The following is a 21253-nucleotide window of genomic DNA, read 5'->3' as shown; positions in this document are numbered from 1 at the left end:
TCCTCCCGTGCGATCGACCGCACGGCGGTTGGGTCGCTGCGCGCACCGTGCTAACTCGCGGGCCGTTCAGCAGCAGCCAGGACATCACCGATCCATGCGCTCGACCCTCTTCGCCGGAGCCATAGCCCTCGCCATGACAGCAGCCGCGTCCGCCGCCTCTCCCGTCACCACGCCCTCGGGCCTCACCTATACCGACGAGGTCGTCGGCACCGGTGCGGAAGCCAAATCCGGCCAGCAGGTCAGCGTGCACTACACCGGCTGGCTCGATGAGGGCGGCAAGAAGGGCAAGAAGTTCGACTCGTCGCGCGACCGGGGCCAGCCCTTCGGCTTCTCGCTCGGCGGCGGCCAGGTTATCCGCGGCTGGGACGAGGGCGTCGCCGGCATGAAGGTCGGCGGCAAGCGCACGCTGCTCATCCCGGCCGCGCTCGGCTACGGCGCCCGCGGTGCGGGCGGCGTCATCCCTCCGAATGCGACGCTGATCTTCGACGTCGAACTGCTCGGCGTGAAGTAAGGCCTACGCACCATTAAACCCGTCATTCCGGTGCCGCGCAGCGGGACGGGATGACGGTCGGGGCTTCACCAACCCATCGTCCCCGGCCCGCCCTTGAACGGGCCGGCGACGTAGGGTGTGATCCAGCCGCCATAGAAGCTGCCGGGCTGAGGCTCGGCACGCACCTCGCCGACGAGGCAGGCCTCCATCGGCCCGGCGTAAAATGCCACTGCTCCCGCGATCTCGCGGAAGCCTGGCGTCGGGTCGGGATAGGCCCAGGCAGCCCCGGGCGCCGTGCACACGCCGAACATGACGTCGAAGATCACCGCGCGACCCTTCCATTCGCAGATACCCGCGCGCCGAGCACGCCCGGTGCGACCGCATCCGGCGGGAAGTAGTAGGTCGGTGGGTGGCTCGTCTCGAGCACGCGCCAGCCCGCGGTGGTGTCCGCGATGGTCTGGCCCGCAAACACCGCCCGCAGCCGCCGGTCGACACGTTCGAGCCGGGGAGGGCGGGGATAGTTCCAGACGCTTTCCTGTCCGGGAGACGGCGGGATCGGATCCGGTCTGCGCATCGGCATATTGCCTTTCGAAGCCTCCGCCCAAGCTAGCGCCCTGACGAGTCTCCGAAAGGACCCCGCGTGAGTGAGCCCGCCGCCTTTGCCGTTTTCCTCGATTTCGACGGCACGCTCGCCGAACTCGCGCCGACGCCCGACGCGGTCCAGGTCGACCCGACCCTGGTTCCGAACCTCGAGAGCCTGAAGAGCCGCCTCGGGGGCGCTCTGGCCATCGTGACCGGACGGCCGGTGGATGTGATCGACCAGTTCCTGGCGCCGTCGCGGTTCGATATCGCCGGCCTCCACGGCGTCGAGCGCCGGGTCGAGGGCCGGCTCAGCGGCGGCCGGCCCGAGGATCACCCGGCACTGCGCGCCGGTGTGGAGCGCCTGAAGGCGCAGACCGCCGCACTCGACAAGGTGCTGATCGAGGACAAGGGTGCCTCGGTCGCCGTGCATTGGCGCCTTGCCAACGAGGCCGATACCGAAACCGCGCAGGGCATCGTCAAGGCGCTCGCGTCGGAGCTTGGCTCCGCCTACCGGCTGCAGCTCGGCAAGGCGGTGGGCGAGGTTGTGCCGGCCAACGCCACCAAGGGTCACGCCATCCGTGCCTTCATGGAGCACCCGCCCTATGCGGGGCGCCGCGCCATCTTTTTCGGCGACGACAAGACCGACGAACTCGCCTTCGAGTCCGTCAATGCCGATGGCGGCGTCAGCGTCCGTATTGGCGACGAAGAGACCATCGCCCGCCGCCGCCTCGCGGCCCCGGCCGACGTTCGCGCACTCATCGCGGCCTGGGCAAACGGCGCAAAGATCGATCCCGACACGCTTCCGCCCGCCTGAGGCGACAAGCCTGTCGACCGGTAAACCCTGCCTCTGGTAGCCTTCCCATGCCGGCACGGCAGGTGAGACAACGGCGCGCGATGTTCGAATTTCCGGTCCTCGTCGGCGATATCGGCGGCACCAATGCCCGCTTCGGCGTGATCGACGAGCGTGGCGCCGTGCCCCGCGTGCTGTCCCACGAGCCGACCAAGGGGCACCCGGACATCAGCGCGGCGATCCGTGCCTCGCTGGAGAAGGGCGGCAATCCGACGCCGCGCTCTGCGGTGCTTGCCATCGCCGGCCGGGTCGATGCCCCCTCGGTGCAGCTCACCAACGCGAGTTGGGTGATCGAGGCCGAGCGCATCGGCCGGGATTTCGGTCTCTCGCGAGTCGTCGTGGTCAACGACTACGTGCCCGTCGCGGCCGGTGCCGCCGGCATCGCGCCGACGGACCTCTCGCCGATCGGCGAAGCGACAGATCCCGGTCGCGGCGCCCGCCTCGTGCTCGGCCCCGGCACCGGCTTCGGCGCCGCCGCGCTGGTGCCGTACGAGGACCGCCTCGCCATCGTCTCGACGGAGGCCGGCCACACCGATTTCGGTCCCGTCGACGACGAGGATTTCGAGATCTGGCCGGGGATCGAACGGCTGGACGGCCGCGTCACGGTCGAGGCCCTGCTCTCGGGCCCGGGCCTGTCGCGTCTCCACGCCGCCGTGAGGCGCGCGCGGGCCGGTGGCGACGGATCGCAGATCGACCCGGCCCAGATCACCGAGACCGGGCTTTCCGGCGAGGACCCGTATGCGGCCGAGGCGATCCGACTGTTCGGCAAGTATCTCGGCCGGGTCTGCGGCGACCTCGCGCTGACCTTCCTGGCGACGGGCGGCGTCTATATCGGCGGTGGCATCGCCCCGCGCATCCTGACGGCACTCAAGGCCGGCAGCTTCCGCCAGAGCTTCGAGCACAAGCCGCCCTTTGCCCAGATGATGCGCGGCATCCCGACCAGCGTCATCACCGTGCACGACCCGGCGCTGGGCGGCCTCGCGGCGTTGGCGAGCGAGGGCGACCGGTTCATCTATCACGGCCAGAACTGGGGAAGTTGAGAGCCGAGGCCTCGCCCAGACGAGGTCCGGCGTCAGAGCGCCCCGTCGCGCACCGCCCCCGGATCGGCCAGCGTGTGCAGCAACCCCGCGGCGTAATGCGCGAACCGCAGCGTCACCGCCTTGCGCCGCGCTCCGCTGAGCGGATGCTCCGCCGGCTCGCGGAGAATCGCGGCGCCGAAGGCATCGGCGACGATGAGGCCGCATTCTTCAGGGATCAGGCCCTCCGGCACCGTGTCGGGAATCGCGAACAGGAAGCGGTCGCAGAAGTCGCGATAATCCGGCCATTTCCGGTCGGCCCGGAAATCCGCGACGCTCGACTTGATCTCGACGATGGTCAGCCGCCCGGCCGGGCACAGGGCGATCACGTCGGCGCGGCGGCCATTCGCCAGCGAGAACTCGGGCAGCGAGACGCAGCCCATCCCGGCGAACAGCCGGCGCACGCCGCGCTGGACGTGCAGGGCCGTCGCCGACTGGCGGCGGTCGGGCGGCAGGACGACGTGGGCGAGGGCAGCGGACATGGGCAGCGAAGCAGGGGGGAGGCGGCCCGGGGACTGAATCAGCTCAGCCTCGCCTTGTCATCCCCCGTCACCTGCCACCGTTCGAATGGTCGCAGCCGCGGACGCCGTCGAGCCCACCGCTCCGGCGCGACAGCCACTGGCTCGAAAACCCCGGCGCGGCGGCTTTTCGCTGCCGGACCAGGTCGACAAAGTCCTGCGGGCGCTCGAGACGCCATCCGCGCACGCCCGGCGTGTTCAAGCTTCCGACCAGCTCGCGAGAGCCGCCCGAATCGCCGCGAACCCGTCGGTCAGCGCCGCCGGCCCCGGCTGCAGGATCAGCGGCGATTTGATCTCGTGGATCCGCCCCGCCGCGACGGCAGGGATCGCGTCCCAGCCCGGCCGGGACCGGATGCGCTCGATGTTGACCTTCTTGCCGCACCAGGAGGCGAGGATCACGTCGGGCGCGGCAGCGATGACCTGCTCCGAGGTGACGATCCGGTCCTTGGCTCCCTGCGCCCGCGCGCGTTCCGGAAAAACATCATCGCCGCCGGCCGCGCGGATCAGGTCGCTGACCCAGCCGATGCCCGAGATCATCGGCTCGTCCCACTCCTCGAAATAGACGCGGGGTCTTGGCCGGCCGCGGCTCGCCTCGGCTGCGGCGGCCAGTTCCCGTTCATAGCCCTGCGCCAGGGCCTCGGCCCGCTCCGAGGCGCCCACGAGCGCGCCCAGCGTCCGGATCATCGCGAGGCAGCCGGCGAGGTCCCGCTGGTTGAACAGATGCACCGCGATGCCGGCGCGGGCGAGATCGGCGACGATGTCGGCCTGGAGGTCGGAGAAGGCGAGAACGAGGTCCGGCTCGAGCGCCACGATCTTCGGCAGGTCCGCGCTGGTGAAGGCCGAGACGCGCGGCTTCTCCCGGCGCACCTGCGGCGGCCGCACCGCGTAGCCGGAAACGCCGACAATGCGGTCCTGCTCACCGAGCAGGTAGAGCGTCTCGACAGTCTCCTCCGTGAGGCAGACGATGCGCTCGGGCGGAAAGCGCCGCATGGCGCGGCTAGCCCTGGAACCAGGAGAGCAGCCCAGCCCCTGGCGCCAGCAGCACGAAGGCCCAGACCGCCGCCGAGAGCACGTTCGCCACCTGGAAGGGTAGGCGGTTCACGTCGAAAATACCGGCGATGAGCGGGATCACCGCACGCACCGGCCCGAAGAACCGGCCGATCGCTACGGCCCCCGCACCCCAGCGCCGCAGGAAGTCCTCGGCGCGCCGGGTCGGCTCCGGGTAGCGGCTCATCGGCCAGAAGCCCTTGGCGTCTTCCTTGAAGTAGCGGCCGAACTCGTAGGACAGCCAGTCGCCGAGAGCCGCGCCGACGGCAGCCGCGATCACCACCGGCCAGAACGGGATTTCGCTCGCCCCGATCAGCGCGCCGATCCCCACGAGGATCACCGTTGCCGGCACGAGAATGGACAGGAATGCGAGGGATTCGCAGAAGGCGAGCGCGCCGGCCACCAGCGGCGTCCAGGCCTTGTGCAGCTCGACAAAGCCGAGGACGGATTGGCGGATAGCGTCGAAATCCATGCTCGGCAGTCTTTTGTGAGGGAGCCAAGCATGTGGCCGGACTGGGCGCCGCCCGCAAGGACCGGCGATCAGGCGATGCGCGGCTCGGGGCTCGCCGCGACCGAGGGAACACGGCCTCCAGCTTCCATCGCGCGGTAGCGTCGTAGCAAGGTCCGCGTCATCGGCCGCTCGACAGAACGGTAGATCAGCAGGCTCACGAGCACCGCGGCGAGGCTCGACACGAGCATGAAGAACGGGACGGAGGCGGCGCTGAGCCAGAGCCGCTTCCAGACCAGGAAGACGCCACGCAGCACGAAAGTATGGGTCAGGTAGAGGCTGTAGGAGGCATCACCGACGGCCGCGAGCCAGCGACCGGCAAGGGTCTCGCGCGGCGGCGGGCGCAGCACCGTGCCGGCGACGACGAGCAGGGCCGGAACGCCCGCGACCCAGGGCGCGGAGCCCTGCAGATCGGCGAGCAGCCATGCAATGCCGGCGACGATGGCCGCCGCCGCGATCGGCCAGGACAGCCGCAGGCCCTTCTCATGCGCAAGGCCGAGCCCGCAGCCGAACAGAAACACGATGAGCAGCCCGTCGGTGACGCTGTAGAAGATCGGCGTCGCGACCGTCGCATCCCGGCCGATCCAGGCGAGCGCCAGGAAGGCCGCCGCCAGCGCGGGCAGTCCGAGCCGGCGCGGAAGCAGCATCGCCAGGGCGAAGGAGAGATAGAAGAACATCTCGTAGTTCAGGGTCCAACCCTGGCCGAGGATCGGTCGCATGTCGCCCGCCACCCGCAGCGTGGGGATGAACAGGTAGGACTTCACGATGTAGGCGAGCGTGCCCGTCTCGATGACCTGACTCGACGGGACCAGGATCAGGGCGATCACCGAGACCGTGGTCAGCAGCCAGTAGAGCGGCACGATCCGGATGATCCGGCGCGCGAGGAAACGCCGCGACGCGCCCGGCACCCCGAAATCCGGGCTCGCCCGCACCATCAGGAAGCCGGAGATCACGAAGAACAGGTAGATGCCGAACCACCAGCAGTTCAGGCCGAGAAAGTCGGCGGGCGGCAGGTTGAGCGCCTCGCGCAGCCCGCTCCAGTGGAAGTTGGCGTGGTGGAACACGACCATGATGGCCGCGACGGCACGCAGCCACTGCACCTGGATCAGGATCTTCGCGTCCGATGCCGCGGACGGCGCAACCACGGATGTCGACACGGTCGGCGTCCTCCCGCGATCCACGAAGGGGCTCGCTCTGACTCACGATCCGTACGCGGATTTCAGCCGGCGCCTACGACTTCGTTGTTTTAGGATTAATGGCGTCGCCGGCGGTTGTCCGGGATCGGGACATTCCGGCGATCACGATGCGCGGGCCTCGCTCAGTCGGGTGTGCCGTTTGCCAAACTCGGCTATCAGGCAGCGGCTTTGCTCATCGGCGGGAGCGCCATGAAGGTCCTCTCCATCCAGTCCCACGTCGCCTACGGCCATGTCGGCAACGCCTCCGCGGTGTTCCCGATGCAGCGCATGGGCGTGGAGGTCCTGCCGGTCCATACGGTGCAGTTCTCCAATCATACCGGCTACGGCGCCTGGCGGGGGCGTGTGTTCGATGGGCCGGCGATCGAGGAGGTCGTGCAGGGCATCGAGGAGCGCGGCGTGCTTGGCGGGTGCGATGCGGTCCTCTCGGGTTATATGGGCTCGCCCGATATCGGCACGGCCATCCTCGATGCCGTCGCCAAGGTGCGCGCCGCCAACCCGAAGGCGCTGTATTGCTGCGACCCAGTGATCGGCGACACCTATTCGGGGGTCTATGTCCGCCCCGGCATCGCCGAGCTGATGCGCGAGCGCGCCGTGCCCGCCGCCGACATCGTCACGCCGAACCAGTTCGAGCTGAACCTGCTCTCCGGGCAGCCGACGGGTACCCTCGCCGAGGCCAAGGCGGCGGCCTCTGCCATCCAGGCGCTCGGTCCACGTGTGGTGCTCGTCACCTCCGTCACCACTGACGTCACCCCCGAGGGCGCCATCGACATGATGGCAGGTGAGGGAGGGCAGTTCTGGCGGGTGCGCACACCACGGCTCGAACTCAAGGCGGTCAGTGGAGCCGGCGACGCGGTCGCCGCGCTCTTTCTCGTCCACTACCTGCGCAGCGGCTCGGCCGCGACGGCCCTCGGAATGGCCGCCGCCTCGATCCACGGCCTGCTGAAGCAGACGGCGGAGGCGGGATCGATGGAGCTTCTCACGGTCGAGGCACAGGATGAGTTCGTGAGCCCGACCAAGACGTTTCCGATCGAGGCGGTGTGAGCGATCGGGCAGGCGGCGCCGAACTGTCTTCGGTGCCTGCCGCCGCATCTTGGCCTTGACGGACCTACCTGATCTCTGTCGCTTGGCGGTCTGCAGACCGAGATGAGCCGTATGACTCAGCGCCGCTTCTTCACCCTCGACGTCTTCACGGAGGAGCCCTTCGCGGGCAATCCGCTTGCCGTGGTCCTGGACGCCGAAGGCCTCGACGATGCGGCGATGCAGGCCATCGCGCGCGAGTTCAACCTGTCGGAGACGGTCTTCGTCCTACCGCCCGAGCAGCCCCGCCACCGGGCGCGCCTGCGCATCTTCACGCCGCTGAGCGAACTGCCCTTCGCCGGCCATCCGACGATCGGCACCGCCGTGCTGCTCGCGCTGCGGGATCGCTCCGCGCACAAGACCGAGAACCACGCCGACGCCACCGCCTTCGGGCTGGAGGAGACGATTGGCATCGTTCCCTGCGTCGTCGAGACCGGGAAGGGCAGGGGCCGCGCCCGCTTTAAGGTTCCGAGCCTGCCGGTCTTCGCCGGGGAGGGGCTGGAGGCGAGCACGCTCGCCGGGATGCTCGGGCTCAAATCCGAGAACATCGGCTATTTCCGGCACAAGGCGAGCCGCCACGGCACGGGCGAGCCCTTCACCTTCGTGCCGATCGCAAGCCGCGAGGCCCTCGACCGGGCGAAGCTCGACACCGCCTCGTTCGACCGCGCGCATGCGTCGGGCAAGACCGGCGCGCTCTACCTCTACACACCCGATCCCGCGCCCGTTGGCCGGCGCTACCAGGCGCGGATGTTCGCGCCGCACAAGGGCATCCCCGAGGATCCCGCGACGGGTTCGGCGGCGGCGGCCTTTGCCGGCGTGCTGATGCAGTTCGAGCAGCTCGGCAACGGCACGCACGACGTCCTCATCCGACAAGGCTGCGCCATGGGCCGACCGAGCGAGATCGAGCTGCAGGTGATGGTCGAGGGAGGCACCCTGCGCTCCGTCGAGATCGGCGGCGCGGCCGTCGTGATGAGCGAGGGCAAGCTGCTTGCGCGAGGATAAGCCGCACGGCGCCAGCCTCACGCATCTCGCGACCATCTCCGGCAGGCTCACCGAGCACGACTGGGCCTGGGCGCGGGACAACGCGGAGGCGATCGATCGGCATTGGCAGCGCCGCGTCGCCGAGCGGCCGGGCATGTTCGACGGCCCGGTGCTGCTGAGCCTGGACTGCGCGATCGCGGGCGACACCTGCGAGGTCACGTTCTTCGAGACGCGCTACTCGCGCTTCATCGCCACCCGCGACTGGGATTCGCCCGAGACGGGCGTGCTCAACGCCTTCTCGGCGATCGTGCCGTGCACGAGCGACGGCGCGGTGCTGCTCGGGCAGATGGGGGCGCATACGGCCAATGCCGGCCAGGTCTATTTCGCCTGCGGTACGCCGGACCGCGACGACATCCGCGAGGGCGGCATCGTCGATCTCGCCGGCAGCGCGGCACGGGAATTCGAGGAGGAGACCGGCCTGACGCTGCCCGAGGGCGCGCATGATGCGCCGTGGGTGCTCGTGCGGGTCGGGGATCTCCTGGCGTTCCTTCGCCCGGTCCACTTCGATGCATCGGCAGAGGACCTCGTCCGTCGGATCGCGGCCTATCACGCGGACGACGATGAACCGGAACTCGCGCAGATGGTGATCGTGCGCAGGCTCTCGGACCTCGATCCCGAGCGGATGCCCGTCTACGTCCGCGCCTACCTCGAAACCCTGTTCTGACGGCGACGCGGTCGTTACCTCGGGAGCCCTGCCTCAGCGCGGCAAGGCACCGATCTCCCTGAGATAGTCGACGGTTGCCGGATGCAGCCACTCCACCTTGGTCGCGCCCGGCAGGTTGCGCGGGTCGCTCTCGCCTCCCTGGGCGTAGAGCTGCGCCAGCTTCGCCTTGCCCTTGTCGATCGCGCGGACGAGCCGCGAGACCACGGCCGGGTCGAGGCCCGGCTTGCCCATCGTGAAGCTCCAGGAGCCGACGGTCTCGATCGCCGCCTCCTGCCCCTTGAACGCGTTGGCCGGAACGGTCAGGCGGCGCAGTGAGGGCCGCAGCGCCAGGATAGAGGCCACGGCCTCGGGTGCCGGGCCGAAGAACCGCGCACCGCCTGGCGCCGCGGCCATCGTCTTGAAGCCCGGCCAGCCGACGCTGCCGCCCCAGAGGGCCGCCGCCTTGCCCTCGATGACCATCGTCGGCCCGTCGCCGGCGCGGTCGAGCAGGATCGGCGTGATGTCGTGCTCGGGATCGATGCCCGAGCCCTTCAGGACGGCTCGCGCCATGACGGTGAGGCCCGAGCTGTGCGTGCCCAGCGCGACGGCTTTGCCGCGGAGGTCGGAGACGGCGTGGATCGCGCTCGCGGCCGGCACGACGAACATGCCGGGCGTCGTATCGACGGGCGCGACCACCGTGAGCCCCGGCGCGTTGCCCTGCGCGGCAAGCGCGTCATAGGCGTACTCGCCCTGGACGAGGGCGAGATCGAGCTTGCCCTCCCTCAGCAGGACGAGGTTTTCCGTCGAGCCCTTCGTCGTGCGCAGCTCGATCGTGAGGGCGGGATCAGCCTCGTGTACGGCGGCTGCCAGCGCCTCGCCATAGGCCGGGAAACCGCCGCCCGGCGTGGCCGTGCCGAGGTCGACGCGAACCGCTGGCTCCGCATGGGCGGCCGCGAGGGTCGCCAGTACCGACAGCGCTGCGAGCGACAAGCATTTCAGCATCAATCATCCGCCTTCACGGACGACGTTGCGTCGTCCGGCGGGCGATCATCTAGCGCGCAGCTTTGGGAAAGGGATGACGGTGCTACCGGTATCCGTAGCGGGACTTGGCCGCCGCGAGCAGGCGCAGCCCCTCGGCACTGCGTCCGGCCGCGCAGGCCGCCGCTGCACCGTCGAGATCGGCGGCGAAGCGCTTGCCGACAGAGGCGTTCAGGTTCTCGGTGGCGATGTCGCTGTCCACGATCGCCCGCGTATGCGCGATGGTCGGGCCACAACCGCTGCCCTTGGCCAGATCGGCGACGGGTGCCGCCGCGGGCTCGGCGGGCAGGGCAGCCGCAGCCGTCGGACCGGGGACGCTGGAGACGCTGTTGCAGGCTCCCAGGGAGCTGACGGCGATGAGAGCGGCGAGGGCGAGACCCGTAGGGCGGATCGACATAGCAGACGTCTCCGGAACTGCGAGGACGTGGGGGGCACTTTCGAACGAGGAAGCTGAGCCGTCGGCCCGGGCCGGTCAATCGCGGCGGCTGCGGACGGTTGCCGCAAACCCTCCGTTTCCCGGCAGGTGCGGCCAGTGCGCATCACCTGTCGAAAACCGCACGCTTGTCAGGCTCCGACGGCAAAGTTAGATACGGCGCTCAGGGATCGGCAACATGCCGGGTTGCCCCAGTCGAGGAGAGACGAGCCGTGGCTTTCGCCGGCTCAGCGCTGACGATCTCGAACGCCGCTTCCGCGGCGGCGAACGTGCGCGCCCAGCTCCTTCTTGCAGGCCTTCTCCTTACCCGCCCCTGAGGGCCGCCCGGGCGTGGCCGCCTGGGCCTTCAGGGGACGCGCTTCGGAAAACGGATCCCGGGTTTCGGTGCCTTCCCCGCTGATGGGGACCTGCACCGCGAGAAGGTAGCAACGACCATGACCAGCACCACGGACAAGGATCGCGTCGTCATCTTCGACACGACGCTGCGCGACGGCGAGCAATGCCCCGGCGCCACGATGAATCTCGACGAGAAGCTCGCGGTGGCCGAGCTGCTCGACACGATGGGCGTCGACATCATCGAGGCCGGCTTCCCCATCGCCTCGAACGGCGACTTCGAAGCCGTCAGCGAGATCGCCAAGCGCACCAAGCGCGCGACCGTCGCCGGCCTCGCCCGCGCCATCCCGGCCGATATCGCGCGGGCCGGCGAAGCCGTGCGGCATGCTCAGCGCGGCCGCATCCACACTTTCGTCTCGACCTCGCCGATTCACCTCGCGCACCAGATGCGCAAGAGCGAGGACGAGGTCGTTGAGATCATCCTGAAAACCGTCGCCCAGGCCCGCGACCTCGTCGAGGACGTCGAGTGGTCGGCCATGGACGCGACCCGCACCGGTATCGACTACCTGTGCCGTTGCGTTGAGGCGGCGATCCGCATGGGTGCCACCACGATCAACCTGCCCGACACCGTCGGCTACGCCACGCCCGAGGAATACCGGGACATGTTCCGGCAGGTGCGTGAGCGCGTGCCGAATGCCGACAAGGCGATCTTCTCGACCCATTGCCACGACGATATCGGCCTGGCCGTCGCCAACTCACTGGCGGGCGTCGAGGGCGGCGCGCGCCAGATCGAGTGCACCATCAACGGCATCGGCGAGCGGGCCGGCAACGCGGCGCTCGAAGAGGTCGTGATGGCCCTGCGCACCCGCGGTGACGTGCTGCCCTACGATACCGGCATCGACTCGACGATGCTCACCCGCGCCTCGAAGCTCGTCAGCCATGCGACGAACTTCCCGGTGCAGTACAACAAGGCGATCGTCGGCCGGAATGCCTTCGCGCATGAGAGCGGCATCCACCAGGACGGCATGCTGAAGCACGCCAACACCTACGAGATCATGACGCCAGCCTCCGTCGGGCTGACCAAGACCTCGCTGGTGATGGGCAAGCATTCCGGCCGCGCCGCCTTCCGCGCCAAGCTGACGGAGTTGGGACTGTCGCTGTCCGACAACCAGCTGCAGGACGTGTTCGAGCGCTTCAAGGACCTCGCCGACCGCAAGAAGCACGTCTACGACGAGGACATCGAGGCGCTGGTCGATGAGAACCTCGCCACGGCCCATGACCGCATCAAGCTGCTCTCACTCTCAGTGATCGCCGGCACCCGCGGACCTCAGCGTGCCACCATGAAGATCGACATGGACGGCCGCACCTTCACGGAGGAAGCGGACGGCAACGGTCCGGTGGATGCGGTCTTCAACTGCATCAAGGCCATGGTGCCGCACGACGCCATGCTCGAGCTCTACCAGGTTCACGCCGTCACCGAGGGCACGGACGCCCAGGCGGAGGTCTCCGTACGCCTCAAGGCCGGCGAGCGCTCGATGACCGCACGCGGTGCCGATCCGGACACTTTAGTCGCTTCCGCGAAGGCCTATCTCTCGGCGCTGAACAAGCTCTCGGCCACGTCCGTACGGCTGCACGCACAGCACGCCGCAACGGTCTGAAGAAAACTCGGCCGTCAGGGGTAGACAGCCCCTGATGGCATTGCTATCAGCCCTCCACTCGCGGGGGACTGGTGACTCCCGCGTCGTCGTTTCGGCGACGGGCGCATAGCTCAGTTGGTAGAGCAGCTGACTCTTAATCAGCGGGTCCTAGGTTCGAACCCTAGTGCGCCCACCAATCATTCCCATACATTCAATCATGGTCCTGATGCCGGTTTCGGCATTGGTGCAGGCTGCCTCACCGCGGCTCCTCTCCCCTGCTCAAGCCCGGCATCTCGCGATTTGCCGGCGTCAGCGCGCAGGCTCCTCGAGGCGACGCGAAACCGTCTTGCCATGAACGCCGTTGCCTCTCCGACATAGAACGGAGCGTCACAATGGGCCTTCTCGAAATCCTCCTGATCATTCTGATCCTGATCGCATTCGGAGGAGGCAATTTCGGCTTCGGCGGCGCCTATCGCGGACCAGGCAACATCGTCGGATTGCTTCTGACCGTGCTGTTGGTGATCCTGATCGTGCGAGCGCTTCAGGGCGCGGGAGCATAGCCGGCGCGGGCAGCCCCGATCGCCCCACGATCCCGTCGATCGGCGTCGCGCAGCAAGGGGACGGCGCGAGGCATCGACAGGTCGGTCATGCGGGAATATCAAAATTCCCCAGGAGATTTGTGCATGGATCTCAGGGGTTTCCTTCCTCTATCGTGGCATGCCCGCGTCACGGCGAGCATACTGAGGGATCGGCGCGCGCACCGTCGGCACGGATGGCCCGGGGCAGGGGACCCAGCGAGATGGTGAGTATGCTTCACGCGCCGACCGAGCAGACCGAGCCGAACGGGGAGCTTCGCGATCCGCTGCTCCTCGACAATCAGCTCTGCTACGCGCTCTACGCCGCCGCGCACCGCATGACGAAGTCGTACCGTCCGATGCTGGAGCGGATGGGACTGACCTATCCGCAATACCTCGTGCTGCTGGTGCTCTGGGAAACCGACGGCGTGACGGTCTCGGAGATCGGCCGGCGGCTCAGACTCGACTCAGGTACTTTGACTCCGGTGCTCAAGCGTCTGGAGACGGCCGGGTTCGTCGTCCGCAGCCGACGGCGTACGGATGAGCGCGAGGTGGAGGTTTCCGTGACCGCGAGCGGGCGGGCGTTGCGCGAAGAGGCGCTCGCGGTGCGGCAGTCCGTGATGTGCCAACTTCACATGACCGAACCGGAGATCCAGGCCATGCGTGCCGATCTCAATGCGCTGATCGAGAATCTCAGCATCGTTCCCTGAGGCGGTCCGACGTTGGATCGGGCCGTGCCATCGCGGTTTGCCCGCATGAATCTCGGGGCGTAGCGCACATCGTCGTGAACGCGTCACGGGACGGCCTTCGTATTCGGAACGAGGCACCCGAAAATGTTTTGCCAGGTAAATTTCTGCTTGAGCGCTCGTGCCGGCCCTGGATACTGAGTTCATGGCCTTGAACTCACGACAGCCGACGCGATCCATGCCCGCACAGCGCTGGTACCGGCCGGTCGGATCCTTGGCGTGAGTTTGGTCCCCATGGAGTCGGTTTCCGAGCCACGCCGCCAGGTCGGTGCTCTCCCCTTCCGGCGGATGCCCGATGGCAGCTTCTCGATCTTCCTGATCACCTCTCGCGAGAGCCGCCGCTGGGTGATCCCGAAGGGCTGGCCGATGAAGGGGCGCAAGCCCTATGAGGCGGCTGCCCGCGAGGCCTACGAAGAGGCGGGGCTCGTCGGCCGTATCGGCAAGCGTCCGCTGGGCTTCTACTTCTACGACAAGCGCTTGAAGAGCCGCGATTCCGTGCTCTGCCAAGTGAAAGTGTTTCCGCTGGAGGTACGCAAACAGCTCAAGGCCTGGCCCGAAAAGGGTCAGCGCGAGGGGCAATGGTTCTCACCCGCCGATGCCGCCGAAGCCGTTGCAGAGGCCGGGCTGTCGGGCATCATCCGAGCGGCATGCAAGCGCGAGGCGGGCACCGCCGGCTGACCCGTCCGCTCAGTTCTCCAGCGCCCTCGCCATTTCGAGCGGCCCGTCCTCCCGAACCGCCCCCCTCACGGCGTCGAGCGTGACCACACGCGACGGACCGACGTCGTCGAAGGCGAGTCGGTCGGTGCCGGAGGCGAGCATCAGGGCGAGCGCATCCGCGAGGGAGGCCTCACAATCGATGCGGGCCGCGCGGGGTGCCTCCCCCGGTGACGCGACTTCGCTTGCAGCGACGAGGGAGAGGCGGCGCAGGATCCGGTCGGCGCCGATGAAATCCGACGCGAAGGCATTGGCCGGTTTCGCCAGAAATCGCTCCGGCGTGTCGGCTTGAACGCTCGCGCCGTCGCGCATCAGCACGATCCGGTCACCCATCAGCAGCGCTTCGGAGAGGTCGTGCGTGACGATCATCACCGTCTTGCCGAGCTGCCGCAGGATCGCGCCGATCTCGCTCTGGAGCCGGCCCCGCGCCACCGGGTCGACGGCACCGAACGGCTCATCCATCAGCAGGATGGGTGGATCGGCAGCCAGGGCCCGCGCCACGCCGACACGCTGGCGCTGCCCGCCCGAGAGGGTGTCCGGACGCCTGTCGCGATACTCGCCGGGATCGAGGCCGACGACGGCGAGCATGGCGTCGACGCGCTCGTCGATCCGTCGCCGCGGCCAGCCCAGGAGCGCCGGCACCGTGGCCACGTTCCGGGCCACGCTGCGGTGGGGAAACAGTCCGACCCCCTGCAGAACGTAGCCGATACCGCGGCGCAGCTGCACCGGATCGACTTCCGCCACGTCCCGACCGTTCACGAGCACCCGGCCCGCATCCGGTTCGACGAGCCGGTTGACCATGCGCAGCGTCGTCGACTTGCCGCAGCCGGATGGCCCGAGCAGGATGCAGGTCGATCCCTCCGGGACGGTGAGGTCGAGACCATCGACGGCTGGCCGCTCGGCGCCTGCGAAACGCTTGGAAACGCCCTCGAACCGGATCATGGCGCGCGGCGCGAGCAGGCGTCGAACGCTGTCAGCAGCCCGAGCAGATCGAGCCCATGGTCCGGCGCATCTTCGAATCCCAGGCCTTCTCGCGCGCGGCGGCGGCCTTCTGCGCCTTCAGCATGTCGGCTCCAACGGACGACTCGCCCGAGCCGCCATCGGCTGCGGGTCGACGACCGCTCGCCGGCGGCATCACGCGGCCGGTCGCCGAAACGTTGCGGCCCGCACTCGGAGCGGGCGGCACGACCGCGCCGGTCGACGGGGAACCTGACGGAGCCTCCGACGGCGTGCCTTGCGCAGAGGCCGGGGAGCCAAGACTGAGAACCGTCAGCGCGGCGGCAAGGATGAGTGGGGATGCTGCGAGAGAGCGGCGCATGGCATCATGGTTCCAAGAGAAGGGCGCGGCGGCGCCAGGATCTGCAACGCCAGCCCCAGGGTTCGACGACAGTGACATCGGCGTCGCCGGGTCGCAAGCGTAAGCCGCCGCTTGGCCGCGACCGGAAGGGATTGTTGTGCAATGAGTTCGACACGGCACATGTCCGCGCTGCCGCGAAACCGGCGGGAGGCTATCGCCGAAGCCCTGGCTCGGCTCGCGCCGCGTCTTCCAGGCTTCGAGGCCGAGGCCGCTCTCGAACGGGCCTTGTCGAGCCCCGGTCTGCGCGGCGCCATCCCGGAAACGGCCGCCTGGCTCGCCCTCGTCGCCTATGCCCGCCACGTCTTCACTGAGTACGATTCGCTTCTCGACGACGGCTACGATCGCGACAGCGCACGCCATTTCGTCCTCGACGATCTGAACGCTGTGCTCTCCGAGTGGGGCTGCCGACGGACGGTCTCGGATGACCCCGAGGCGGAGGAGGAGGCCGCGCCGTGAGACCGCTTGATCGCGTGCTGAAGACGGATCAGAACGGCGCCAGCCATTCGCAGCCGTCGGGCATCGAAGGAACGGACCTGTCATGTAGATCAGCGCGCGCAACGTCCTCAAGGGCAAGATCGTCTCGATCGAGAAGGGCGCCACCACCGCGCATGTGAAGATCGAGGTCGCCCCAGGCCAGGTCATCACCTCGTCGATCACCAACGCATCGGTGGACAGCCTCAAGCTCACCATCGGGGCCGAGGCCTACGCGGTGGTCAAGAGTTCCGACGTCATGATCGCCGTGGACTGAACGCCGTGCGCGCGTCTGCCTCGGCCCTTCTCGTTCTGATCGCCCTCGCCGGCGGTGCCGCCGCGGCGGACGAACCGGCCAAGCCCGAGGCAGATGTCTGCGCCAGCTTCGACTGGCCGCTGGCGCGCGAACTGGCCTGGTTCTCCGCGCCCGACCTGCCGACGGCGGCCTCCGGGGCGACCCTGCCGGCCGACCGGCCGGCGGTGCTGCTCACGCTGAAGCCTGCCGCCGAGGCGGACCTGCCGCAGGCGCCTAGTCGCGAGCCGAAGCCCGGCAGTTTTGCCGGCTATGTCCGCGTCCCCGCACCCGCCGCTCCGGGAGAGGTTCAGGTGACGTTGTCGGGCGAGGGTTGGATCGACGTGGCGCCGGAGGGGGGTGCCGTGCTCAAGCCCGGCGCCCATAGCGGGCGCAAGGGTTGCGCCACGCTCCGCAAGAGCGTGCGTTTCAAGGTCGATGCCAAGCCGCTCGTCGTCAGCGTCAGCAACGCGCCAGCCGAGACGGTCCGCATCGCAGTGACGCCCGTCGAGAAGTAGCCTGATCGGCTTCAGCCCTGGAGGCTGAGGCCGACCCCGTGCAGGGCTTGGGCGCCGGGTGCGAGCAGGCGCTGCGAGTCGCGCTCGGCGAGCTCGCCCTCGAAGCCGGCACGGTCGGCGTGCCCGGTCCAGCATTCGAGCGACAGGAACGGGGCCGTCGGCTTCGTCCAGATGGCAAAATGCGGGAAATCCTCGACGGCCATGGCGATCGCTTTGTCGTCCGGGCCGACGAAGCGCATCGAACGGCTCTTCGCATCGAGGAACACCAGCGCTTCCTTGAACATCTCGGGATCGAGCGGCAGCGTGTTGTCGGTCAGCGGCACGGCCCGCGTCTCGGCCGCGATGAGGCCGCCCTCGGCGATCTCCGGAACGTCCGGCACCTCGGCCTCGTCGAACACCACGTGATAGCCGCCACCGGCCCGGCGCTCGCCTTCGGCGAAGGGCCAGGGGAACGCGGGGTGGAAGCCGACCGCGTAGGGCAGGGGCGCTTCGCCGGTATTCTCCACCTTCACCACGAAGAGCAGCCGCGCAGCATCGACCCGCACGTCGATGTCCAGGCGGAAGGCGAAGGGATAGTGGGCGCGGGTCTCGTCGCTGTCCTCCAGCCGCAGGGTCACCGCATCCTCGGACTGCGTGACGACGGCAAAGGTGAGGTCACGGGCGAAGCCGTGCTGCGCCATCGGATAGGTCTGGCCATCGACACGCACGACACCGCCGGCCGAGGCTCCGACCACCGGGAAGAGCCACGGCGCATGCCGGTTCCAGTGCTCGGGATCGCCGCTCCAGAGGTATTCGCGGCCGCCGACCTGCCAGGAGACCGGCTCGGCGCCGCGCAGTGCGATGCGGGCGCTCGTGCCGTCCGCGGCCCGGATCTCGATGGTCTCGCTCATGTCTGCGCCCTCCCTTCGACGCCACGCGACGGGTTCGGCCTGTTCCGTCGAGGCCTACGCCCGCACAGGATCGACAGCGGAGCAGAGTCCCAAACCCGGTAATGATGCATAACCGATCACCACCCTGGTAGGCGAGCGCATCGGGATATGGCCCGGCTGACGACCCGGAAACGCAGCCCCTGGCCCGCGATACGGCTTCCCTATCGAGGACCTGCGATCGGAGTGGGCGGCAGAACCGTCGCGCGTCGGGCTTCCAGGACCTGCCAGGCGATCAGGGACGGCAGGCCGAGAACCACATCGGGCACGCGCTTCACCAGCGACAGGGCGATGGCGGTCCCCGCATCGATCCCGAACAGGGCGCCGATCAGCACGAAGCCGCCCTCCTGAACGCCGAGCCCGCTCGGCACCGGGAAAGCCGCGGACTTGATCGCCTGGGAGAGCGATTCCAGCACGATCACGTCGGAGACACTGATCTCGATGCCGATGCAGGCCAGCGCGATCCAGATCTCGGCAGCGCCGAGGCACCAGGCCGCGAGATGCAGCAGAAAGGCCTTGGCGAGATCGAGCCGTCGGCCGCGCGCCCAGACCGCATCCAAGGCCGCCTGAACGCCCGGTTCGGCACATCCATCGCTCGCCGGAGCAGCGGAGACCTGCCGCCCCCACGAGACGACGCGCCGCTCGATGCGCCGGGCCGCCCCGGATCGCTGCAGGGCGAAGAATGCCGCGAGCAGAACCGCGGCCACTGCGAGGACTTCGAGCGTCCAACCCGCGAGAGACGCCGCCTGCTCACCCTCGAGCTTTTGCAGCAGCAAGACGCCCATGACGACGAAGGTCATCTCGGTGGCCACCTGGATCAGCATGTCGGCGAGGACCGATGCGGCGGCCAGGGTGCCGGTGACGCCCCAGAACGTCAGAAGCCGCCCTCCCACGAACTCCCCGCCGACGGATGCCACCGGCAGCAGGACGTTGATGCCCTCGCGGACGAAGCGAAGAATGACGAAGGGCGCGCTTCCGACAGTGACGACCCCCTGGAGGACGCGCGCCCAGGCCAGACCGCACAGGAGGATCACCGCCACGCGCACCAGGACGACGGCCGCCAGGCCGAGGAAGCCGATCCGACCAAATGCTGCACCGATCGCGGCGACATCGTTCGTGGAGATCAGCCAGAGCGCCAGTCCGATACCGAGCACGGTACCGGCAAGCGGCAGCCGGCGCAGCAGCGCCCGCCCGGGACCGGCCATGACACGCGCGCTCACCGTTTGCCACTCCCGACATTCACCGCCGGTGGGCTCGCCGCAGCATCGAGGCCGAGATCGGGAAGCAATCCTTGGACGTCCGGTGCAGGCAGCGCGGGATCGATCAGCATCACACGCTTGCGGCCCATGGAAGGCTGGGTCGCGACGGCGATCAGCCGCTTCGGACAGGGGCCGAAGCAGCCCGTTTCCACGACCTTGATCTTGCGGCCGCGGACCTCGCGCCTGAATGCCTTCTTCAGCGAGCGGCCGAAATCACGCTTGGCGAAGCCCTGGCGCTTGGCGCATTTCGCACAGACCACGACGATGCCATCGAAATCGACCTTGGCTGTCCGCATCATCGTTCCGGTCGCAGGCATCGCGCCCTGAACTGCCTTCTTGCCCAAGCGGGGCCCCCCTCGCGCCGCGCGGGCGCGGTGATGTCGTCACCACCCCGTATCGCGGAAGCGCCGTTCCGGCACCACTGCCTCGGTGCTGCGCCAGTGCCGCATGCGCCACAAAAAGGGCCGAAAAAAACGAGACCTGCCTAAGAGGCGAGAGCGATCCGGCTCATCGACCGTGGTAGGGCTTTCGTATCCGGGGCGTGACGGCTCGTACCCGCCGATGGCTCCGCAGGGACCCGATTGAATGAACGCCGACGAGGTCAAGGACCGCGAGGCCAAGACGAGGCCGAGCAATGGTCTGCAAGGCCTGATGGATTTGGCCCGCAACTCCGTCCCGGAGCTGCGCCGCAACATCGAGACGCTGGAACCGCTCAAGCCAAAGGGCGCCGTAGCCCTGCTGCGCCGCGCCCGGGAGAAGCTCGACTGGCAGCGTCTGCCGGGAATTCGCCCGAGTCCGCCCAAGCCCGAAGAGAAGCTTCAGGTGGTTCTCGCCAAGCGCGTGGCGGCCTTCGTGCTGCTGCCGACGGCGCTCATGGCAGTCTACCTGTTCGTCTTTGCATCCGACCAATACGTCGCCGAGGCCAAGTTCGCCGTGCGCGGTAATGTCGAGCCGATGGGCGAGGCCACCGGCGGCGGCGAGTTCGCCGGCCTCATCGGCAAGCACAACAGTCAGGACAGCTTCATCGTCCGCGACTTCGTGCAGAGCCGGGCCATGGCGGAAATGGCGCAGAAAGAGCTGAACGTCTCGGGGATGTTCTCGCGCCGCGAGGCCGATTTCTGGGCGCGCTACCGCAGCGGGCAGCCCATGGAGGAGCTGGCCAAGTACTGGCTCCAGCACGTCAACGCCCATATCGAGATGGTGTCGGGCGTGATCACCGTGACCGTGCGTGCCTTCACACCGGAGGATGCGCTGGCGATCTCCAAGCTGGTCATCGACCGCTCCGAACGTCTCGTCAACGACATCTCCCGCCGCGCCCAGGCCGACCTCGTCGCCCATGCAGAGCGGGACGTCCAAGCCTCGGAGGACCGGCTGAAGAAGGCCCGGGCCGCTCTGCAGAACTTCCGGAACACCTGGGGCATCATCGACCCGGTCAAGTCGGCCGAGGCGACGCTGAAGACGATCGCCGACTTGCAGAAGGACAAGCTGAAGGCCGAGAACGACCTGCAGGTGCTGCGCGGCTCGCGGCTCGATGAGAATTCTCGCGGCATCCAGACGCTCGTCGCGACGGTCGCGGCGGTCGATGGCCAGATCAAGCGGTTGAGGAGTCAGCTCACCAACGAGGGGCTCGCTGCAGGCGCACCGAACAACATCACGCAGGCGCTCCTCGAATTCGAGGGGCTGAAGGTCGAACAGACCATCGCCGAGAAGCTGAACGAGTCTCTGAACCTGATGCTGGACCGGGCACGCATCGCCGCGAGCAAGCAGCAGGTCTATCTGGCGACCTTCGTGCCGCCGACGATCCCGGCCTCCTCGATCTACCCCGAGCGGGGACACGCACTCCTGATCACGTTCTTCTGCTGCTTCGCCCTGTGGAGCTCCGCATCGCTGCTGATCAGCGGCGTCAAGGACCAGCGGATCTGATCA

The 21253-nt window shown here is 68.5% G+C and carries 25 protein-coding genes, 1 tRNA gene and 1 pseudogene; 15 read left to right on the top strand and 12 right to left on the bottom strand.

Annotated elements, in window-relative coordinates:
• The first annotated feature begins 94 nt into the window (after positions 1-94).
• Positions 95-511: an FKBP-type peptidyl-prolyl cis-trans isomerase gene (locus MGN01_RS02790; protein ID WP_147045048.1), complete on the top strand. Its 417-nt coding sequence runs from the start codon at positions 95-97 to the stop codon at positions 509-511.
• A 65-nt stretch (positions 512-576) separates the two neighbouring features.
• Here the strand turns inward: MGN01_RS02790 and MGN01_RS02785 are convergent.
• A pseudogene (locus MGN01_RS02785) lies at positions 577-1070 on the bottom strand (DUF427 domain-containing protein).
• 60 nt (positions 1071-1130) lie between these two features.
• Between MGN01_RS02785 and otsB the strand changes: the two are divergent.
• On the top strand, positions 1131-1886 hold the full coding sequence (gene otsB, locus MGN01_RS02780; protein WP_147045047.1) for a trehalose-phosphatase: 756 nt from the start codon (positions 1131-1133) through the stop codon (positions 1884-1886).
• A gap of 80 nt (positions 1887-1966) precedes the next feature.
• The gene (locus tag MGN01_RS02775) at positions 1967-2962 is read left to right on the top strand and encodes a glucokinase (RefSeq protein ID WP_147045046.1); all 996 of its coding nucleotides are present in this window, start codon (positions 1967-1969) and stop codon (positions 2960-2962) included.
• Between the two features lie 32 nt (positions 2963-2994).
• On the opposite strand, the gene MGN01_RS02770 is transcribed toward MGN01_RS02775, so the two are convergent.
• The 4 genes from MGN01_RS02770 to MGN01_RS02755 all read right to left on the bottom strand — a co-directional run bounded on the left by MGN01_RS02770 (position 2995) and on the right by MGN01_RS02755 (position 6228).
• Positions 2995-3480 carry an MmcB family DNA repair protein gene (locus MGN01_RS02770; protein ID WP_147045045.1) on the bottom strand — a complete coding sequence of 162 codons (486 nt, stop codon included), beginning with the start codon at positions 3478-3480 and terminating at the stop codon, positions 2995-2997.
• 234 nt (positions 3481-3714) lie between these two features.
• On the bottom strand, positions 3715-4506 hold the full coding sequence (locus tag MGN01_RS02765; RefSeq protein ID WP_147045044.1) for a cobalamin-binding protein: 792 nt from the start codon (positions 4504-4506) through the stop codon (positions 3715-3717).
• A 7-nt stretch (positions 4507-4513) separates the two neighbouring features.
• Positions 4514-5035 carry a DedA family protein gene (locus tag MGN01_RS02760; protein WP_147045043.1) on the bottom strand — a complete coding sequence of 174 codons (522 nt, stop codon included), beginning with the start codon at positions 5033-5035 and terminating at the stop codon, positions 4514-4516.
• Positions 5036-5103: 68 nt separating this feature from the next.
• Complete coding sequence (locus MGN01_RS02755; protein WP_147045042.1) at positions 5104-6228, bottom strand: acyltransferase family protein; 1125 nt, start codon at positions 6226-6228, stop codon at positions 5104-5106.
• A gap of 228 nt (positions 6229-6456) precedes the next feature.
• Here MGN01_RS02755 and pdxY point away from each other — a divergent pair, with 228 nt between their 5' ends.
• From pdxY to MGN01_RS02740, 3 genes are all read left to right on the top strand, one after another.
• Positions 6457-7308 (top strand): pyridoxal kinase PdxY, encoded by an 852-nt coding sequence (gene pdxY, locus MGN01_RS02750; protein ID WP_147045041.1) that lies wholly within the window; start codon positions 6457-6459, stop codon positions 7306-7308.
• Positions 7309-7419: 111 nt separating this feature from the next.
• Complete coding sequence (locus MGN01_RS02745) at positions 7420-8346, top strand: PhzF family phenazine biosynthesis protein (RefSeq protein ID WP_147045273.1); 927 nt, start codon at positions 7420-7422, stop codon at positions 8344-8346.
• Positions 8333-9049 carry an NUDIX hydrolase gene (locus MGN01_RS02740; RefSeq protein WP_147045040.1) on the top strand — a complete coding sequence of 239 codons (717 nt, stop codon included), beginning with the start codon at positions 8333-8335 and terminating at the stop codon, positions 9047-9049. The genes MGN01_RS02745 and MGN01_RS02740 overlap by 14 nt, the downstream gene beginning before the upstream one ends.
• Before the next feature lie 33 nt (positions 9050-9082).
• On the opposite strand, the gene MGN01_RS02735 is transcribed toward MGN01_RS02740, so the two are convergent.
• Together MGN01_RS02735 and MGN01_RS02730 are read right to left on the bottom strand one after the other, a co-directional pair.
• The gene (locus tag MGN01_RS02735) at positions 9083-10030 is read right to left on the bottom strand and encodes a TAXI family TRAP transporter solute-binding subunit (protein WP_147045039.1); all 948 of its coding nucleotides are present in this window, start codon (positions 10028-10030) and stop codon (positions 9083-9085) included.
• Between the two features lie 82 nt (positions 10031-10112).
• Positions 10113-10463 (bottom strand): hypothetical protein, encoded by a 351-nt coding sequence (locus MGN01_RS02730; protein WP_147045038.1) that lies wholly within the window; start codon positions 10461-10463, stop codon positions 10113-10115.
• A 470-nt stretch (positions 10464-10933) separates the two neighbouring features.
• Between MGN01_RS02730 and MGN01_RS02725 the strand changes: the two genes are divergently transcribed.
• The 5 genes from MGN01_RS02725 to MGN01_RS02705 all read left to right on the top strand — a co-directional run bounded on the left by MGN01_RS02725 (position 10934) and on the right by MGN01_RS02705 (position 14468).
• Positions 10934-12490: a 2-isopropylmalate synthase gene (locus MGN01_RS02725; RefSeq protein ID WP_147045037.1), complete on the top strand. Its 1557-nt coding sequence runs from the start codon at positions 10934-10936 to the stop codon at positions 12488-12490.
• Positions 12491-12589: 99 nt separating this feature from the next.
• Positions 12590-12665: transfer RNA gene (locus MGN01_RS02720), tRNA-Lys, on the top strand.
• 196 nt (positions 12666-12861) lie between these two features.
• Positions 12862-13029 carry a DUF3309 domain-containing protein gene (locus MGN01_RS02715; protein WP_147045036.1) on the top strand — a complete coding sequence of 56 codons (168 nt, stop codon included), beginning with the start codon at positions 12862-12864 and terminating at the stop codon, positions 13027-13029.
• Between the two features lie 248 nt (positions 13030-13277).
• Positions 13278-13754 carry a MarR family winged helix-turn-helix transcriptional regulator gene (locus tag MGN01_RS02710; RefSeq protein ID WP_147045272.1) on the top strand — a complete coding sequence of 159 codons (477 nt, stop codon included), beginning with the start codon at positions 13278-13280 and terminating at the stop codon, positions 13752-13754.
• 270 nt (positions 13755-14024) lie between these two features.
• Entirely contained in the window at positions 14025-14468 is a 444-nt protein-coding gene (locus tag MGN01_RS02705; RefSeq protein ID WP_174804549.1) for an NUDIX hydrolase, read from the top strand.
• Between the two features lie 9 nt (positions 14469-14477).
• On the opposite strand, the gene MGN01_RS02700 is transcribed toward MGN01_RS02705, so the two are convergent.
• Both MGN01_RS02700 and MGN01_RS02695 read right to left on the bottom strand, forming a co-directional pair.
• Complete coding sequence (locus MGN01_RS02700) at positions 14478-15446, bottom strand: ABC transporter ATP-binding protein (RefSeq protein ID WP_147045034.1); 969 nt, start codon at positions 15444-15446, stop codon at positions 14478-14480.
• A gap of 31 nt (positions 15447-15477) precedes the next feature.
• Positions 15478-15822, bottom strand: coding sequence for a hypothetical protein (locus MGN01_RS02695; protein WP_147045033.1), 345 nt, complete (start codon positions 15820-15822; stop codon positions 15478-15480).
• 141 nt (positions 15823-15963) lie between these two features.
• On the opposite strand from MGN01_RS02695, the gene MGN01_RS02690 reads away from it, so the two are divergent.
• The 3 genes from MGN01_RS02690 to MGN01_RS02680 all read left to right on the top strand — a co-directional run bounded on the left by MGN01_RS02690 (position 15964) and on the right by MGN01_RS02680 (position 17142).
• Positions 15964-16317 carry a DUF2293 domain-containing protein gene (locus MGN01_RS02690; protein ID WP_373319184.1) on the top strand — a complete coding sequence of 118 codons (354 nt, stop codon included), beginning with the start codon at positions 15964-15966 and terminating at the stop codon, positions 16315-16317.
• Positions 16318-16405: 88 nt separating this feature from the next.
• Positions 16406-16609, top strand: coding sequence for a TOBE domain-containing protein (locus MGN01_RS02685; RefSeq protein WP_238258029.1), 204 nt, complete (start codon positions 16406-16408; stop codon positions 16607-16609).
• Positions 16610-16614: 5 nt separating this feature from the next.
• Positions 16615-17142, top strand: a complete 528-nt coding sequence (locus tag MGN01_RS02680) for a hypothetical protein (RefSeq protein ID WP_147045032.1) — start codon at positions 16615-16617, stop codon at positions 17140-17142.
• 11 nt (positions 17143-17153) lie between these two features.
• Here the strand turns inward: MGN01_RS02680 and MGN01_RS02675 are convergent, their stop codons facing one another.
• From MGN01_RS02675 to MGN01_RS02665, 3 genes are all read right to left on the bottom strand, one after another.
• Entirely contained in the window at positions 17154-18032 is an 879-nt protein-coding gene (locus MGN01_RS02675; RefSeq protein ID WP_147045031.1) for an aldose 1-epimerase family protein, read from the bottom strand.
• Positions 18033-18232: 200 nt separating this feature from the next.
• Positions 18233-19273 (bottom strand): flippase-like domain-containing protein, encoded by a 1041-nt coding sequence (locus tag MGN01_RS02670; protein WP_147045270.1) that lies wholly within the window; start codon positions 19271-19273, stop codon positions 18233-18235.
• 11 nt (positions 19274-19284) lie between these two features.
• Positions 19285-19626: a hypothetical protein gene (locus MGN01_RS02665; protein WP_174804547.1), complete on the bottom strand. Its 342-nt coding sequence runs from the start codon at positions 19624-19626 to the stop codon at positions 19285-19287.
• A 286-nt stretch (positions 19627-19912) separates the two neighbouring features.
• Between MGN01_RS02665 and MGN01_RS02660 the strand changes: the two genes are divergently transcribed.
• Complete coding sequence (locus MGN01_RS02660; RefSeq protein ID WP_147045030.1) at positions 19913-21250, top strand: KpsE/RkpR family capsule polysaccharide export protein; 1338 nt, start codon at positions 19913-19915, stop codon at positions 21248-21250.
• The last annotated feature ends 3 nt before the right edge of the window (positions 21251-21253 follow it).

This window comes from Methylobacterium gnaphalii, assembly GCF_007992215.1.
Classification (GTDB): domain Bacteria; phylum Pseudomonadota; class Alphaproteobacteria; order Rhizobiales; family Beijerinckiaceae; genus Methylobacterium; species Methylobacterium gnaphalii.
This window is presented reverse-complemented; position numbering and strand designations above follow the sequence as displayed.

Bases quoted from the DNA above. Each gene is read 5' to 3' on its own strand.
- MGN01_RS02660 (WP_147045030.1), top strand. From the start codon at position 19,913: ATGAACGCCGACGAGGTCAAGGACCGCGAGGCCAAGACGAGGCCGAGC.
- pdxY (WP_147045041.1), top strand. From the start codon at position 6,457: ATGAAGGTCCTCTCCATCCAGTCCCACGTCGCCTACGGCCATGTCGGC.
- MGN01_RS02715 (WP_147045036.1), top strand. From the start codon at position 12,862: ATGGGCCTTCTCGAAATCCTCCTGATCATTCTGATCCTGATCGCATTC.
- MGN01_RS02730 (WP_147045038.1), bottom strand. From the start codon at position 10,463: ATGTCGATCCGCCCTACGGGTCTCGCCCTCGCCGCTCTCATCGCCGTC.
- MGN01_RS02690 (WP_373319184.1), top strand. From the start codon at position 15,964: ATGAGTTCGACACGGCACATGTCCGCGCTGCCGCGAAACCGGCGGGAG.
- MGN01_RS02760 (WP_147045043.1), bottom strand. From the start codon at position 5,035: ATGGATTTCGACGCTATCCGCCAATCCGTCCTCGGCTTTGTCGAGCTG.
- MGN01_RS02670 (WP_147045270.1), bottom strand. From the start codon at position 19,273: ATGGCCGGTCCCGGGCGGGCGCTGCTGCGCCGGCTGCCGCTTGCCGGT.
- MGN01_RS02675 (WP_147045031.1), bottom strand. From the start codon at position 18,032: ATGAGCGAGACCATCGAGATCCGGGCCGCGGACGGCACGAGCGCCCGC.
- MGN01_RS02775 (WP_147045046.1), top strand. From the start codon at position 1,967: ATGTTCGAATTTCCGGTCCTCGTCGGCGATATCGGCGGCACCAATGCC.
- MGN01_RS02695 (WP_147045033.1), bottom strand. From the start codon at position 15,822: ATGCGCCGCTCTCTCGCAGCATCCCCACTCATCCTTGCCGCCGCGCTG.
- MGN01_RS02705 (WP_174804549.1), top strand. From the start codon at position 14,025: ATGGAGTCGGTTTCCGAGCCACGCCGCCAGGTCGGTGCTCTCCCCTTC.
- MGN01_RS02770 (WP_147045045.1), bottom strand. From the start codon at position 3,480: ATGTCCGCTGCCCTCGCCCACGTCGTCCTGCCGCCCGACCGCCGCCAG.
- MGN01_RS02735 (WP_147045039.1), bottom strand. From the start codon at position 10,030: ATGCTGAAATGCTTGTCGCTCGCAGCGCTGTCGGTACTGGCGACCCTC.
- MGN01_RS02665 (WP_174804547.1), bottom strand. From the start codon at position 19,626: ATGATGCGGACAGCCAAGGTCGATTTCGATGGCATCGTCGTGGTCTGT.
- MGN01_RS02790 (WP_147045048.1), top strand. From the start codon at position 95: ATGCGCTCGACCCTCTTCGCCGGAGCCATAGCCCTCGCCATGACAGCA.
- MGN01_RS02765 (WP_147045044.1), bottom strand. From the start codon at position 4,506: ATGCGGCGCTTTCCGCCCGAGCGCATCGTCTGCCTCACGGAGGAGACT.
- MGN01_RS02700 (WP_147045034.1), bottom strand. From the start codon at position 15,446: ATGATCCGGTTCGAGGGCGTTTCCAAGCGTTTCGCAGGCGCCGAGCGG.
- MGN01_RS02710 (WP_147045272.1), top strand. From the start codon at position 13,278: ATGCTTCACGCGCCGACCGAGCAGACCGAGCCGAACGGGGAGCTTCGC.
- MGN01_RS02745 (WP_147045273.1), top strand. From the start codon at position 7,420: ATGACTCAGCGCCGCTTCTTCACCCTCGACGTCTTCACGGAGGAGCCC.
- MGN01_RS02725 (WP_147045037.1), top strand. From the start codon at position 10,934: ATGACCAGCACCACGGACAAGGATCGCGTCGTCATCTTCGACACGACG.